Origin of the sequence: Exiguobacterium sp. s83 (assembly GCF_018617095.1) — a bacterium.
GTDB classification, from domain to species: Bacteria; Bacillota; Bacilli; order Exiguobacteriales; family Exiguobacteriaceae; genus Exiguobacterium; species Exiguobacterium profundum.
On sequence record NZ_JACSJP010000004.1, the window covers coordinates 192,314 to 207,939 of the forward strand.

Sequence of the window (15,626 nt, forward strand, 5' to 3'; positions counted from 1 at the left end):
GGGTCGCAAGTTATGTTCCCTATTGTAACAAATTTCACATATATTTTTCACAAAAAAGGCGACTCTTCCTATGAAGAGTCACCTACATCAAATTTGAGTCATGACGGTTTTACGTAAGTACAGGTGCAATTGATTGACCGGAATCGGTTTACTGTAATGATAACCTTGAATGAGCGAACCACTATATTCTAATACGAACGCAAGCTGTTCCGGTCGCTCGACCCCTTCCGTGACAATCTCGAGTCCAAGCGTTTGGAAAGTTTGATATAGCCCTTCTAACAGCGCGCGGTCAAATTTATTCTCCGGAATCCCTTTCACGAAGTTTTGATCGATTTTAACGATGTCGAGACACAGGGATTGCAAGTATGAAAGCGACGATGTTCCGACACCGAAGTCATCAAGTGATATTTTGACACCGATGGCCTTTAACGCTTGAATGAATTGTTGAAGTTCATACACATTCCCACCGACTTCACTCTCTGTGATTTCCACATGCAACCGATGTGGGGGAAATCCTGTCTTAGCGAGCGTTTCCTCCAACGCTTCTAAAAACGAGTCGTCTAAAATCTGACGCTTCGATACGTTGATCGATAAAAATAAATCAAACCGCTCTGCGTACTCTTGAATCTCGGTGATGGCGCGCACAAGCACCCAGCGTCCCACATCCGAGATGAGCCCGAGTTGCTCCGCAACCGGAATGAACACGCCGGGAGAGACGAACCCTTTCTGTGGATGGTGCCAGCGAATCAACGCCTCGACTCCTCTAACTTGAAACGGCTGCGGAGAGACGATTGGTTGGTAATAGAGTTCGAACTCATCATGACGCAACGCATGACGTAAATCACGTTCCATTTCGAGCGCCTGCAAGTAATGACTCCCATCTTCAATCTCATGATAGGAAAGAATCTGATCTTTCCCGGATGCTTTGGCTTCGTGTAAAACGACATCGAGTCGCGCCATCATCACCTCATAGGAATGATGCGTCGGTCCTGTCAATTCGTCGATGCCGATACTCAAGGTCAAATGGTTCATCCCTTGCTTCAAACCCCATTCGCGCAAATCTTTCACCAATTGATTGGCGATGATCATGAGCTCCTCGGTCGTCCATTCCGGATGAATCAAGATGAACTCGTCCGCTCCGATTCTCGCAACGAAGCCATCCTCTTTATAGAACATCAAACGAGAGGCAAAGAACGTCAGCATCGCATCTCCCGTACGCTGACCAAATTGATCGTTGATGCGGCGGAAGTTGTCGAGATCGATTCCCATCACTCCAATCGACCGGGTCGTGTCCGGTAAGCTCACGAACATCTCTTCGACCGCCAATCGGTTCGGAAGACGGGTCAAGGAATCGCGGAAGGCACGCGTCAACGATTCCTTTTGTGTCTGTTCGAGTGCATCGAGCACCTCGTTCATGCTGATGGCCATCTCTTCGATTTCGTCTTGTTGATTCGGATGCAATTGAATCCGTAACCGACTATTTCGTTCTTTCGTAATCCATTTCAGTTCGTTGACGATGCCCATCAATCGTTTCGTGACAATTTGATTCACCGTCCAAAAGAGTGTCAACAATAGACCAAGACCGAGGACAAGAAGCCCGATCATCCCCGTTTCTAACATGGTCTGCGTGTTGATATAGTACGTTCGCTTCACCGAGAAGTTGAGTTCCCAGTTCGCATCTTGATAGACGGATTGAAGCGGTAACGAGACACGGGCAAATTGATTGTCTTGATCGACCGTCAACTGTTGGTGTGAAAGAGGACTGATCGATAATTTCGTTTTTGCTTGGGCACTCATCGCGGCCATGAAGTCTGGACCGATTTTCTGAATGAGCACGAGCGTCCCACCGGGTTCTCCTGTCCCATCACTCTTCACAATCGGGTGACTCATGAAGACGACCGGACCGAAATCGGTGCCATACACCGCACTTTGTTTGATTCCTGACGAGTTGACGTAACGGATCAAGTCGTTCGTGAAAATCTCTTTGTCCTCTTCACGATCCAATTCATAAAATTGAGTAAACTCCGAGTAGACGACATTTCGATCACGGTCGAGGAAAATCATTGCGCCGACTCCTAAGTTTTCGAGTGTCTCTTCCCCCATGTTATTTTCAATGAATGCCTCATTCTGATTTTGAACAAAATCATAGGCGTTCGTCCAGACTGACCAATCGACAAGAATCCGTTCGAGCATGAGTCGGTGATTGGCGAACACTTCTGACACACTTTCGATTTGATCGCGGGTCATCGCCCTGTCCTGTTCAATACTTTTCTCTACAAAATACGGTTTGATGACGAATAAAATGACACCGATGAAGAGTACGATGTTCACAGCTATCGCAATAAATAATTTTGTTTGAACACGCAGGCCGACCACCCTCCTTCTTCAAGCTACTTTATTATTGTAGAACAGGATGTCAGCATTTCCTTTTTTTCGCATGAAAAAAAGGATGGGTTGACCCATCCTTCAAATAATCTGCGTGAACGCCCGTGACCCGATGTCCGTTCGGTGGAACGTCTCAGGTAAATCGAGTTGTGAAATCGCCGCATACACAGCCGTTTTCGCCTCAAGCAGTGTCGGCTTCGTCGCCGTCACAACGAGTAGACGACCTCCGCTCCCTACGACTTGTTGGCCCTTCTTTGTCGTGCCGGCATGGAAGACCAGCACATCTTTCGGAAGCGACTCAAATCCTGATAACACCTGGCCCGTGATCGGTCGGTCCGGATACCCTTCGGCCGCAATGACGACACCCATCGTGTATCCGTCAATCCACTCAACCGAATACGATTCTTGGCGAACGACCGCTTCAATCACGTCCAGGAGCGGTGATTTCAAGTTCGGCAAGATGACCTCCGTTTCCGGGTCACCGAAGCGTGCGTTGAATTCGATGACTTTTGGTCCATCCACTGTCAAGATGAGACCGGCGTACAAGAATCCTTCAAATGGAGTACCTCGCTTGACCATCGTCTGTACGAGCGGTTTTATTACGGTCTCGACGGCCTCTTCATACACGTCCTTTGGCAGATGCGGCATCGGGCTATATGCGCCCATCCCACCCGTGTTTGGTCCCCCGTCGCCGTCATAGGCACGTTTATGATCTTGCGAGGTGATCATCGGAATGACACGCTCTCCCGAGACGAACGCCATGAGCGAAAACTCTTCCCCATCGAGGAACTCCTCGATGACGACTTGTGACTGTTGCCCAAATTTATCCGTCGTGAAAATATCACGTATGGCAGCTTCCGCCTCTTCGACCGTGAACGCAACCGTGACGCCTTTACCGGCAGCCAATCCGTCCGCCTTGACGACGAGTGGTGCCCCTAACTTCTCGATATAGGCAAGCGCCGATGCCGCATCCGTGAACGCCTCGTACGCCGCTGTCGGAATTCCGGCTTCCATCATGACTTCTTTGGCGAATGCTTTGCTTCCCTCGAGTAAGGCAGCCGCTTTCGTCGGTCCAAAGATGTTCAGCCCTTTGTCGCGGAACGTATCGACGACTCCTGCCATGAGCGACGACTCCGGTCCGACAATCGTCCATTCGATTTCGTTCTCTTCTGCGAAATGGGCGAGCGCCTCCACGTCTGTTTCATGGATCGACGCGCACGTCATCCCTTCCATGAAGTCGTTGCCCGGTGCAACGAAGACGTGATGCCCGTCTTGTTTCAACTTCCATGCGAGCGCATGCTCGCGCCCTCCTCGACCGATGACCAATACGTTCATGACGCAAACCCCTCTCAGTGTTTGAAATGTCTGACTGATGTGAATACCATCGTAATGCCATGGCGATTTGCCGCTTCAATCGATTCGGCATCGCGAATCGACCCACCCGGTTGGATGATGGCCGTGATGCCCGCTGCCGCTGCCGCTTCGACCGTATCTGCCATCGGGAAGAAGGCATCACTTCCGAGAGCCGCGCCTGACGCGCGTTCCCCGGCTTGTTCAAAAGCGATTTTCGCTGCACCGACGCGGTTCATCTGTCCGGCACCGATTCCAATCGTCGTCTCGTCTTTTGCGACGACAATCGCGTTCGATTTGACGTGCTTGACGACACGCCATGCAAGTTTCAAATCTTCCCATTCCGCTGCTGTCGGGCGACGATCCGTCACGATTTGGCATGAGGCATCATCGAGTGTCATGTCATCCCCGTCTTGTACGAGCAATCCTCCGGCGACAGCCGTAAGGCGCATGCCTGTCATCTGTCCCATATCTAACGTCAACAACCGAAGATTCTTTTTCTCTTTCAATCGGTCAAGTGCTGCCTCGCTAAAAGATGGGGCAATGATGATCTCTAAAAAGATGTTGCGAAGGGCATCTGCCGTCTCAAGATCGACTTCACGGTTTAAGGCGACAATTCCACCAAAGATTGAGACCGGGTCGGCCGCATGAGCACGTTCGAACGCTTGAGAAATCGTCCGTCCGACTGCAACGCCGCACGGGTTCATGTGCTTGACGACGACTGCCGCCGGCTCAGTCAATTCACTGAGTGCTTCGAGGGCTGCATTCGTATCTTGAATGTTGTTATACGAGAGCTCTTTCCCGTGAAGCTGTGTCGCATTTGCAAGTGTCATCCCGTCATATAACGGTGTCTTATAAAACGCCGCTTGTTGGTGTGGGTTCTCTCCGTAACGAAGGTCTTGAACTTTTTCATACGTGAGCGTCAACTGCTCTGGGAACGTTTCGCCGATTTGACGACCTAAGTAGTCAGCAATCAACGCGTCATAGGCAGCCGTATGTCGGAACGCTTTCGTCGCAAGACGTTGACGTGTTTCAAACGATGTACCGCCTCCACGTACTTCCTCGGCGACGAGTGTATAATCACTCGGGTCCACGACGACGGTGACACTCGCATGGTTTTTCGCAGCCGAACGCAACATGCTCGGTCCACCGATATCAATGTTTTCAATCGCTTCTTCGTATGTCGTATTCTCTTTCGCAATCGTCTCCTTGAACGGATACAGATTGACCACGACATAATCGATTGGTTCGATGTGATGATCTTTCATTTGTGCGACATGCGTATCGAGGTCGCGACGTCCGAGCAAGCCCCCGTGAACGAGTGGGTGCAACGTTTTGACACGGCCGTCTAACATTTCAGGGAACGATGTCACTTCCGAAATGTTTTTGACTGGTAATCCTGCCTGTTGAAGCGCCGCCTCGGTCCCACCTGTTGAGATGAGCTCGATGCCCGCCTCATGCAAGACGGTCGCAAGTTCGACAATTCCCGTTTTATCAGAAACACTTAATAATGCTCTCACTTGAAAACCTCCTGTTGATTCAATACTTGTTGTAATACGCGCGGATACAGTTGGTGCTCGATCGTCTGAATGCGACGCGTCGCCTCGGTGCGGTCACACCCTTCAATCTCGACAGACGCCTGTGCGATGATCGGACCCGTGTCCATCCCCGCATCCACATAATGAACGGTCACACCACTCGTCGGTACGTTGGCGTCAAGCGCCTGTCCGATCGCGTCTTTACCCGGAAAAGCTGGTAAAAGCGATGGATGAATGTTTAGAATGCGATTCGGATATGCGGATAGTAACACATTACCGATCAAGCGCATATACCCCGCCAACACGATATAGTCTACACGAAGCGTACGGAGCAGGACGAGAATCTCTTCCTCGAACTCTTCTTTTGACGCGTACGCCTTCGGTGTAAACGAAAAACTCGGAATCCCGTGACGCTCCGCTCGATCGAGAACAGTAGCTTCTGGTTTGTCCGTCACGAGCAACACACATTCAGCAGACAAATGACCATCGGTGATCGCTTGCCAGATCGCTTCGGCGTTACTTCCCGATCCTGACGCAAAGATGGCAAATCGTTTCATTGGTCCACTCCTGAAATCCGGATGCCTGGACGACTCTCGACTTTCCCGATTCGGTGCGCAGTCTCCCCGACACGTTCAAGCGCCGCTTCGACGAGTTCCACATCTTCAGCTCGTACCGTGATCATATACCCGATTCCCATATTGAAGACGTTGAACATTTCTTGCTTCGAGATGTTCCCGACTTGTTCGAGCCAGTCGAATACAGGAAGACTCGGCCAACTCGACGCATCGAACGTGATGCCAAGACCTTCTGGCAACATGCGAGGCACATTCTCATAGAAGCCACCACCTGTGATGTGTGCCATCCCTTGAACCTTGCCTGTCGAAATGGCCGCTTTCGCCGCTTCGGCATAAATCCGTGTCGGCAACAGCAAGGCGTTCCCGAGTGTCGTATCGAGCATCGCAATCTCATCCGTATAATGAAGACCTTGTGCTTCCACGATATGACGTACAAGGGAGAACCCATTCGAGTGAACGCCTGAAGATGCAAGTCCGAGCACGACATCTCCATCCTGGATCGTCGAACCGTCGAGCAAGTCCTCTTTCTCTACGACACCGACCGCAAATCCAGCGATGTCATATTCGCCATCCGGATACATCCCTGGCATCTCAGCCGTTTCGCCACCGACGAGCGCACAACCGGCTTGGACACACCCTTCCGCAACACCTGCGACGATTCGCTCCAGTTTGGCCGGTTCTGCTTTCCCGGTCGCAATATAGTCGAGGAAATAGAGCGGTTCTGCTCCATGCACGAGACAATCGTTGACGCACATGGCGACGCAATCGATTCCAATCGTGTCGTGTTGGTCGAGCGCGAACGCCAATTTCAGTTTCGTCCCGACCCCGTCAGTCCCGCTCACGAGAATCGGATGTTTCATGTTCATCGAACCGAGGTCAATCATCGCTCCGAAACTACCGAGTCCTGTCATCACTTCCGGACGCATTGTCCGAGCGACATGACGTTTCATACGGGATACGGCCTCGTACCCTGCTTCTAAATTCACACCCGCTTGTTCATAACGAACGCTCATCGCTTTTCCCCCTTAAGCCTTTGTCTCTGTCACGAGTTCTGCCAGTTCAGTCGGATAAAGTCCCGTGAAGCATGCAGCACACTGCCCGCGTAGTGCTCCTTCGAATGGACGATCGATGGCTTCGACCGTTCCATCCAATGTGAGGAACGCTAGTGAATCGGCACCAATCTCTTCTCTGATTTCTTCAATGGATTTGGTTGCCGCAATTAACTCTTCCTTGGTGGATGTATCGATTCCGTAGTAACACGGATGTTTGATCGGTGGTGACGTGATGCGCACATGCACTTCCGTCGCGCCTGCCTCTCGTAGTAACGTGACGATTCGGCGACTCGTCGTTCCACGGACGATGGAATCATCGACCATGATGACGCGTTTCCCGTTTACGACACCGCGTAACGCTGACAACTTCATCTTCACCCCGCGCTCCCGTAATTCCTGGGACGGTTGAATGAACGTCCGTCCGACGTAACGGTTTTTAATGAGTCCCATTTCGTAAGGAATTCCGCTCGCCTCAGCATAGCCGATTGCCGCAGAAATACTCGAATCCGGAACACCTGTCACGACATCCGCTTCGACCGGTGCTTCTTCAAACATCTTTTTCCCCATGGCCTTACGCGCCGTATGCACGTTGATGCCATCGATGATGGAGTCTGGTCTTGAGAAGTAGATGTATTCCATTGAGCACATGGCACGGACGGCCGCTTCACTGAATCGCTCTGACGTGATGCCTTCATTCGTGATCATGAGCAATTCTCCTGGCTCCACATCCCGTACGTACGTCGCCCCCACGACGTCAAACGCACACGTTTCTGAAGCGAACACGTAAGCCCCGTCTTCGGTTTGTCCGAGTGACAATGGACGTAACCCATGCACGTCAACACCGACGTACAGTGCATCTTCCGTCAAGAACAGGAATGCGAATGCCCCGACGAGACGGGCCAAGCTGTCGGCGATTCGTTCTTTCAACGAATTGCCGCGACTCCGCTTGATGAGGTGGGCCACGACTTCCGTGTCGGACGTCGTCTGGAAGATCGCGCCTTCCGCTTCGAGCATATGTTTCAACTCGGTCGCATTCACAAGGTTTCCGTTATGCGCCATCGCCAAATCGCCAGTCAACGACTTGAAATGGAGCGGTTGAACATTCTCGAGCGTGTTGCCGCCAGCCGTCGAGTAGCGGACGTGTCCAATCGCATGATTCCCGGTGAGTGCGTCGAGAGATGTTTCGTCAAACACTTCGGTGACGAGTCCGAGTCCACGTTTCGCGTGGAGACGCTCTCCGTCTGCCGTGACGATTCCTGTTCCTTCTTGGCCACGGTGTTGCAAGCTGTGAAGTCCGTAATAGGCTAGGTGTGACGCTTCGATGTGACCGAACACACCGAAGACGCCGCATTCCTCGTTCATGCCTCGGATGTCATATAACATGGAATAGCTCCTTCCCATACACGCTCTAACTCTTTCACGTCCATTTCAATCAAGCGGTCGCTTGCGCGAACGACAAGAGTGGATGTTTCTGTAACTGTCCCGATTGCTTTTCCGTTCGTCATGCTCGCGAATGCCTCGGCATGTGCCTTGTCGACCGTCACGAGGAAACGTGACTGTGATTCACTGAATAGCGCCGTCACGAGATCTGTGTCAATCGTCACGTCCACGCCGAACCCTGTTCCAAAGACCAGTTCCGGTAACGCTGCCGCAAGACCACCCTCTGATACATCATGTGCCGCCGTGACCAGACCTTCACGGATAGCGTGAAGCAACGCCTTTTGTGTCTGACGTTCTTCTTCAAGATTGAGTGTCGGTGCATGACCGCTCACTTTTCCGTCTTGCAACATCTGAAGGGCACTTCCGCCAAACTCTGCTTTTGTCTCACCGAGTAAGAAGACGACGTCTCCCGCTTGTTTCGCAAACGATGTCGTAATATGTTCTGGTTTCTCGATGAGCCCGACCATTCCAACGACCGGTGTCGGGTAGATGGCTTGTCCGTTTGATTCGTTATAAAGCGATACGTTCCCTCCGATGACTGGCGTATCGAGCGTACGACACGCTTCTGCCATTCCTTCGACGGCTTGGTCGAGCTGCCAGAACCCTTCCGGTTTATCCGGGCTCCCGAAGTTGAGACAGTCCGTCAAGGCGATTGGTTCTGCACCACTTGCGACGATATTTCGTGCCGCCTCCGCGACAGCGATGGCTCCACCGACACGTGGGTCGAGATAGACATATTTCGCATTGCAGTCTGTCGTCATCGCGAGCGACTTCTCCGTCTCACGAATGCGAATGACCGCGGCATCACTACCTGGTGCGACGACTGTCGACGTTTGTACCATATGGTCATATTGCTCATACACCCAACGTTTCGAGGCGATGCTCGGCATCGCAAGGACATCTTTCCATGTCGCCATCACATCTTCGACGATTGGTGTGACCGGCTCCATTGCTTGGAAAGCTTCATAATATGCTGGAACTTTAGACGGTTTATGATAGACAGGAGCGTCTTCTGCGAGTGCGTCGACTGGTACTTCCGCCGCGACTTCCCCTTGATGAACGAGACGAAGTACTTTTTCTTCAATGACTTCCCCAACTTTGATTGCATGAAGTCCCCACTTCGTGACGATTGCTTCGATTTCGTCTTCATGTCCAGCTTTGACGACGAGGAGCATCCGCTCTTGCGATTCCGAAAGCATCATCTCGTAAGGTGTCATGCCTGTCTCACGTTGTGGGACGAGGTCTAGATTCATCTCGATTCCCATCCCTGCTTTCGATGCCATCTCTGCTGACGATGACGTCAATCCGGCTGCGCCCATGTCTTGAATCCCGACGAGCGCGGGGTGCTTGATGACTTCGAGACACGCTTCGATCAAGAGTTTCTCCATGAACGGGTCTCCGACTTGGACGGCTGGACGTTTCTCTTCCGCGTCTTCCCCGAGTTCTTCAGAAGCGAACGTGGCACCATGGATTCCGTCACGTCCTGTCGTTGCTCCGACGTACATGACCGAGTTCCCGACACCTTCCGCGATTCCTTTTTGAATGTCTTCATGACGGATAAAGCCGACGCACATCGCGTTGACGAGTGGATTTCCTGAGTAAGCCGGGTCAAAGGCGACTTCCCCACCGACAGTCGGGATACCGACACAGTTCCCGTATCCAGCGATGCCGGATACGACATGACCGAATAAATGTTTCACACGTGATTCGTTCAAATCTCCGAAACGGAGTGAGTTCAATAAAGCAATCGGACGGGCGCCCATCGAGAAGATGTCACGGATGATTCCGCCAACCCCAGTCGCCGCTCCTTGATAAGGCTCGATCGCGGATGGATGGTTATGACTCTCGATTTTAAAGGCGACGGCTTGGCCGTCTCCGATGTCGACGATTCCAGCCCCTTCTCCCGGTCCTTGTAAGACGTGCTTGCCGGTTGTCGGAAACTTCCGGAGCACCGGTTTCGAGTTTTTGTACGAACAGTGTTCAGACCACATGACCGAGAAGAGACCAATCTCTGTATAATTCGGTTCCCGGCCAAGCAGTGAGACGACGAGCGCGTATTCGTCGTCCGATAATCCCATCGTGGCATAGATCCGTTCATCACGAATTTGTGTAGCTGTCGGTTCAGTTGTAAGTAACATGTCGTGCCCCCCATTTTACGATTGATGTGAATAACCGTTTACCGTCTTCCCCACCGAGCAACGCTTCGACCGCACGCTCCGGGTGTGGCATCATGCCGAGTACGTTCCCTGCCTCGTTCGTGATGCCGGCGATGTTTTCGACCGATCCGTTCGGGTTCTCTTTATAGGTGAACACAATCTGGCCATTTGCCTTCAATGCCGCAAGTGTCGCATCGTCACAGTAGTAGTTGCCCTCACCGTGTGCGATTGGCACGCGAATCGTTTCCTGTGCCGCATACTCACTTGTGAACATCGTCTCGTTGTTTTCGACGACGAGGTCGACGGTCTTACACATGAATTTCAAATCGCGGTTTCGCATCAATACACCTGGGAGGAGTCCCGCTTCGACGAGCACTTGGAATCCGTTACATACGCCAAGAACCGGGCGTCCTTCTTCCGCGAAACGCTTCACTTCAGCCATGATTGGTGAAAACTGGGCGATTGACCCGCAGCGCAAGTAGTCTCCGTATGAGAAACCGCCTGGTAAGAGGACTCCATCAAATCCTTCAAGTGAGGTTTCCGTATGGAACACGTATTCCGCTTCTTCCCCGAGCACATCTTTTACCGCATGGTACATGTCGAGGTCACAGTTTGATCCTGGAAAGACGATGACCGCAAACTTCATGCGAGTACCCCCATCTCGATTTCAAAATTCTCAATGACCGTATTGACGAGTAACTTCTCACACATTTCTTTGACCATGGCTTCTGTCGTGTCGTCCGCTACTTGAAGCTCGATGACTTTCCCGATCCGCACCGATTCAACTCCAGCGAATCCGAGATGTTCGAGTCCACCTTTTACAGCTACTCCTTGTGGGTCGAGTACACTTTCACGTAATGTCACATACACGTTTACTTTTTTCATTGTCCGTTTCCCCCTATGCGTGTTAACAATTGTCCATACGTTTCAGTCAAAGAACCTAAATCGCGACGGAATACATCTTTATCAAGTTTCTGTTTCGTTTTTTTGTCCCAGAGACGGCACGTATCCGGTGAGATTTCATCCGCCAAAATGATCGTCCCATCCACTTTTCCGAACTCTAGTTTGAAATCGATCACGTCGATGCCGTGTTGACTAAAGAAATCGAGCAAGACATCGTTTACCCAAAGCCCGAGTTGTCGCAATGTTTCGACTTCTTTGTGTGTGGCAACTTGCAATAATCGGATATGATCTTCTGTGAGGAGTGGGTCCCCAAGAGCGTCGTCCTTATAATAAAACTCGACAATCGGTGCGAGGAGCGGTGTTCCCTCTTCCCAACCGAGACGTTTCGCTAGACTACCGGCCGCGACGTTGCGGACGACCACTTCTAACGGGATGATGTCGACACGGCGGACCAACTGTTCTCGCTCTGAGATTCGTTTGATAAAGTGCGTCGGAATCTTGTTGTCATGCATCAATTCGAACAACTGGGTCGTGATGGCGTTGTTTAAAATCCCCTTCCCATCAATCGACTCTTTCTTCTCTCCATTGAATGCTGTCGCATCGTCTTTGTAGTACACACGAAGCACACCCGCTTCTTCTGTCTCAAATAATGCCTTCGCCTTACCTTCATAAATTGCTTTCATCTGAACCGTTCCCCCTTAAAAGTGAGAGGGGCATGTCGCCCCTCAACGATTACAAACCACAGCGTTCAAAAATCGTATCGACACGACGTACGTGATAACGCGGGTCGAACAACTCATCGAGCTCTTCACTCGTAAAGAGTGCGCCCATTTCTTTGTCCTCTTCAATCAATGTACGGAACATCGTCTCTTCTTCCCATGCCTGCATCGCCTTCGGTTGAACCGCGTCGTATGCCGCTTCACGAGACCAACCCTTTTCGATGAGACCGAGTAAGATCCGTTGCGAGAAGATGATTCCGAACGTGCGGTCCATGTTGCGACGCATGTTGTCCGGGAAGACCGTCAAGTTCTTCACGATGTTACCGAAACGGTTCAACATGTAGTTGAGGAGAATCGTTGCATCCGGAATGATGATTCGTTCTGCTGATGAGTGCGAGATATCACGTTCATGCCAGAGTGGGACGTTCTCGTATGCTGTCATCATATGACCGCGAATGACGCGTGCAAGACCCGTCATATTTTCAGAACCGATTGGGTTACGTTTATGCGGCATCGCCGACGACCCTTTTTGTCCTTTCGCAAAGAACTCTTCCACTTCGCGTGTCTCTGTTTTTTGAAGTCCACGAATCTCCGTTGCCATCTTTTCAATCGATGTGGCAATCAATGCGAGTGTTGACATGTACTCGGCATGACGGTCACGTTGGAGAGTCTGTGTCGAAATCGGTGCAGCTTGGATACCGAGCTTGTCACAGACGTATGACTCGATGAACGGGTCGATATTCGCAAACGTCCCGACCGCTCCGCTCATCTTCCCGAATTCAATCGTTTCGCGAGCTGCCATGAAGCGTTTTTTGTTCCGTTTCATCTCTTCATACCAGAGGGCGAGCTTCAGACCGAACGTGGTCGGTTCTGCGTGCACGCCGTGGGTACGTCCCATCATGATGTCATACTTATGTGCTTTCGCTTTTTCTGCGAGAATACCGATGAAGCGATCTAAATCGGCTTCTAAAAGATCATTCGCCTGTTTGATTAAGTACGAGAGTGCCGTGTCGACGACATCCGTCGACGTCAAGCCGTAATGTACCCACTTTTTCTCTTCTCCTAGTGTCTCGGAAACGGCACGAGTGAACGCGATTACATCATGACGTGTCTCTTGTTCAATCTCTAGAATGCGATCCACATCAAACGATGCCTTGTCCCAAAGGACTTGGACATCTTCTTTCGGGATGATACCGAGTTCACTCCAAGCCTCACAGGCATAAAGTTCAACTTTTAACCAAGCCTCGAATTTGTTTTGATCAGTCCAAATGTTTGCCATCTCTGGGCGGGTATAGCGTGAAATCATAAAACGGTCTCCTTCCAAATTGCCAGTTGTTCGATGGTATGAAGCGCTTCTTCGACCGTGTCAGCAAGGACGTTCAAATGTCCCATTTTACGACCTGTCTTCGCTTCATCTTTTCCATACAGATGTAGTTTAACATTCGATGGCAATGCTTTGACATGAAGTCGTGGCATATGCTCACCGAGAAGGTTGACCATGACGACAGGCGATATCAATCTCGTCCGTCCGAGGCGCATCCCGGTCACGGCTCGAATGTGTTGTTCAAATTGTGAGGTTTCACAAGCGTCAATCGTGTAATGCCCGGAGTTGTGGGGACGTGGTGCAAGCTCATTCACATATAGACGGCCATCCGTCATGACGAACAGTTCGACAGCGAGCGTTCCCATTAAACCGATATGGTCTGCGAGCTGGAGTGCGAGATGTCTTGCATCCTCTTGAATCTCATTTGATACGCGAGCCGGTACAATTGATAAATGTAGGATGTTGTTGTGATGAATGTTTTCACTGATCGGGAATGTCGACGTTTCGTCATGTCCTCTTGTCACAATGACCGAGATTTCTTTTTCAAATGGCAACCAAGCCTCGGCGACGTATTCCTGTTCGACAAAATGTTCAGCGAAGGTCTGAAGATCATGTTCCGACCGAATGACCGTCTGCCCTTTCCCGTCATAGCCGAAACGACACGTTTTGATGACAAACGGTAAACCGAGCTTCTCATATGCCTGCCGTACATCTCGAACCGTACGTACCGAAACATACGGTGCGACACGTAGTCCTGCTGATTCAATCATCTGTTTCTCTAAGATGCGATGTTGCGTCGCCTTCAATACGTCCATACCTTGTGGGCATTTTTCTTCGATGGCTGCAATCATTTCCGTATCGATGTTCTCAAATTCATACGTCACAACGTCTGAACGAGCAGCGAGTTCTTTTGCGGCATCGACATCATCAAATGAGGCAACAATTGAATCTGCCACTTGAGCAGTCGGTGAATTGGGGTTCGGGTCAAGACAAAGTGTCGTGTATCCCATTGCACTCGCACTGAGTGACATCATCCGTCCAAGTTGTCCTCCACCTAAAATTCCAATTCTCATCAAACCAACTCCTCCGTTCCTCGCATCGCCATCTCTTGTTTCTTCTCACGAAATGCATCAAGTCGATTTGTAATGTCTGTGGAGTGGATGCTGAGGATTTGAGCAGCCAATAATCCTGCATTCGTTGCTCCCGCTTTTCCGATGGCAACAGTTGCTACTGGAACTCCTGCAGGCATCTGAACAATGGAGAGGAGCGAATCCATTCCATTGAGTGCTTTCGACTGAACCGGGACACCGATGACAGGAAGTGTCGTTTTCGCAGCGACCATTCCAGGAAGGTGGGCTGCCCCACCAGCACCCGCAATGATCACTTGGATGCCTCTGCCTCGTGCCTCTTCAGCATATTCGAACATAAGGTCTGGTGTACGGTGAGCGGATACGACTTGTTTTTCATATGGAATCTGCAACTCATCCAACACGTCACACGTATGTTTCATCGTCTCCCAATCAGATGAACTTCCCATGATTACTCCAACTGCTACGTTCATTCCCAATGTCCCCCTTACAAAAAGAAATCCCTAAACCGACAATCAGTTTAGGGTATAGGCATGACAAATACACGTCCGCTACACCCCATAGTCTGATCAGAATCGGTAATCAGGTAGAAACTTGCAAGCCATTTCCTTGCGATTATATGGAGCACTATTTATTTTTCTTATCTCACACGCCTATCGTACCTTGTTCTTTGAAAACATGTCAATAAACTGCGAACATTTTAATTGTCTGAATATTTATCGTTCGCTTTTTGGATGTTATCAGCACAATTTTCTCCGATAATGTATGCTATTGAAAAGGGGGGAGTTCGATGAGTTACATATCGAGTCTTAGAGAAGTGGTTGGCAACCGACCGATCATCAGTGTGGGAGCAACCATTTTGGTCATCAATCAAAAGCAAGAGGTACTGATGCAATTCCGATCGGATACACTTGACTGGGGTTTACCAGGAGGATCGATGGAACTCGGGGAAACGTTGGAAGAAGTCGCTGCTAGAGAAGTGAACTACTCGCCACTTATTTGCTTCGCAAATTGAAGTGGGAGCTTCTTGGGAAGACCGTACTTTTATTAGCCACGATTGTTTACCAAGCTCGTCGGGTGGTTCCCACCCTGAAGG

General features: G+C 50.6%; 13 protein-coding genes, 1 pseudogene and 1 riboswitch. Of the genes and pseudogenes, 1 reads left to right on the forward strand and 13 read right to left on the reverse strand.

Annotated elements, in window-relative coordinates; all coding sequences use genetic code 11:
* Nucleotides 1-87: 87 nt before the first annotated feature.
* From KNO73_RS13255 to purE, 13 genes are all read right to left on the reverse strand, one after another.
* Nucleotides 88-2,331: a bifunctional diguanylate cyclase/phosphodiesterase gene (locus KNO73_RS13255; protein ID WP_353048433.1), complete on the reverse strand. Its 2,244-nt coding sequence runs from the start codon at nucleotides 2,329-2,331 to the stop codon at nucleotides 88-90.
* Between the two features lie 135 nt (nucleotides 2,332-2,466).
* Nucleotides 2,467-3,720, reverse strand: a complete 1,254-nt coding sequence (gene purD / locus KNO73_RS13260; protein WP_215112609.1) for a phosphoribosylamine--glycine ligase — start codon at nucleotides 3,718-3,720, stop codon at nucleotides 2,467-2,469.
* A gap of 14 nt (nucleotides 3,721-3,734) precedes the next feature.
* A complete protein-coding gene (gene purH / locus KNO73_RS13265) occupies nucleotides 3,735-5,255 on the reverse strand; it encodes a bifunctional phosphoribosylaminoimidazolecarboxamide formyltransferase/IMP cyclohydrolase (protein ID WP_215112610.1) in 1,521 nt (506 codons plus the stop codon).
* Complete coding sequence (gene purN, locus KNO73_RS13270; RefSeq protein ID WP_215112611.1) at nucleotides 5,252-5,830, reverse strand: phosphoribosylglycinamide formyltransferase; 579 nt, start codon at nucleotides 5,828-5,830, stop codon at nucleotides 5,252-5,254. Before purN ends, purH begins: the two co-directional genes overlap by 4 nt.
* Complete coding sequence (gene purM, locus KNO73_RS13275) at nucleotides 5,827-6,861, reverse strand: phosphoribosylformylglycinamidine cyclo-ligase (RefSeq protein ID WP_214685456.1); 1,035 nt, start codon at nucleotides 6,859-6,861, stop codon at nucleotides 5,827-5,829. The genes purN and purM overlap by 4 nt, the downstream gene beginning before the upstream one ends.
* Nucleotides 6,862-6,873: 12 nt before the next feature.
* A complete protein-coding gene (gene purF / locus KNO73_RS13280; protein WP_214685454.1) occupies nucleotides 6,874-8,283 on the reverse strand; it encodes an amidophosphoribosyltransferase in 1,410 nt (469 codons plus the stop codon).
* Nucleotides 8,259-10,478: a phosphoribosylformylglycinamidine synthase subunit PurL gene (purL, locus tag KNO73_RS13285; protein ID WP_215112612.1), complete on the reverse strand. Its 2,220-nt coding sequence runs from the start codon at nucleotides 10,476-10,478 to the stop codon at nucleotides 8,259-8,261. Before purL ends, purF begins: the two co-directional genes overlap by 25 nt.
* Nucleotides 10,462-11,142 carry a phosphoribosylformylglycinamidine synthase subunit PurQ gene (purQ, locus tag KNO73_RS13290; protein WP_215112613.1) on the reverse strand — a complete coding sequence of 227 codons (681 nt, stop codon included), beginning with the start codon at nucleotides 11,140-11,142 and terminating at the stop codon, nucleotides 10,462-10,464. The genes purL and purQ overlap by 17 nt, the downstream gene beginning before the upstream one ends.
* Complete coding sequence (gene purS / locus KNO73_RS13295) at nucleotides 11,139-11,381, reverse strand: phosphoribosylformylglycinamidine synthase subunit PurS (protein WP_031420917.1); 243 nt, start codon at nucleotides 11,379-11,381, stop codon at nucleotides 11,139-11,141. Before purS ends, purQ begins: the two co-directional genes overlap by 4 nt.
* Nucleotides 11,378-12,082, reverse strand: a complete 705-nt coding sequence (gene purC, locus KNO73_RS13300) for a phosphoribosylaminoimidazolesuccinocarboxamide synthase (protein WP_215112614.1) — start codon at nucleotides 12,080-12,082, stop codon at nucleotides 11,378-11,380. The genes purS and purC overlap by 4 nt, the downstream gene beginning before the upstream one ends.
* Before the next feature lie 49 nt (nucleotides 12,083-12,131).
* On the reverse strand, nucleotides 12,132-13,424 hold the full coding sequence (gene purB / locus KNO73_RS13305) for an adenylosuccinate lyase (protein ID WP_015880706.1): 1,293 nt from the start codon (nucleotides 13,422-13,424) through the stop codon (nucleotides 12,132-12,134).
* Entirely contained in the window at nucleotides 13,421-14,515 is a 1,095-nt protein-coding gene (gene purK / locus KNO73_RS13310) for a 5-(carboxyamino)imidazole ribonucleotide synthase (protein ID WP_215112615.1), read from the reverse strand. Before purK ends, purB begins: the two co-directional genes overlap by 4 nt.
* Nucleotides 14,515-15,003: a 5-(carboxyamino)imidazole ribonucleotide mutase gene (purE, locus tag KNO73_RS13315; RefSeq protein ID WP_074032924.1), complete on the reverse strand. Its 489-nt coding sequence runs from the start codon at nucleotides 15,001-15,003 to the stop codon at nucleotides 14,515-14,517. Before purE ends, purK begins: the two co-directional genes overlap by 1 nt.
* Nucleotides 15,004-15,071: 68 nt before the next feature.
* A riboswitch (purine riboswitch) is annotated at nucleotides 15,072-15,173 on the reverse strand.
* A 147-nt stretch (nucleotides 15,174-15,320) separates the two neighbouring features.
* Between purE and KNO73_RS13320 the strand changes: the two are divergent.
* Nucleotides 15,321-15,512: pseudogene (locus KNO73_RS13320) on the forward strand (NUDIX domain-containing protein); the annotation flags it as partial.
* Nucleotides 15,513-15,626: the final 114 nt, after the last annotated feature.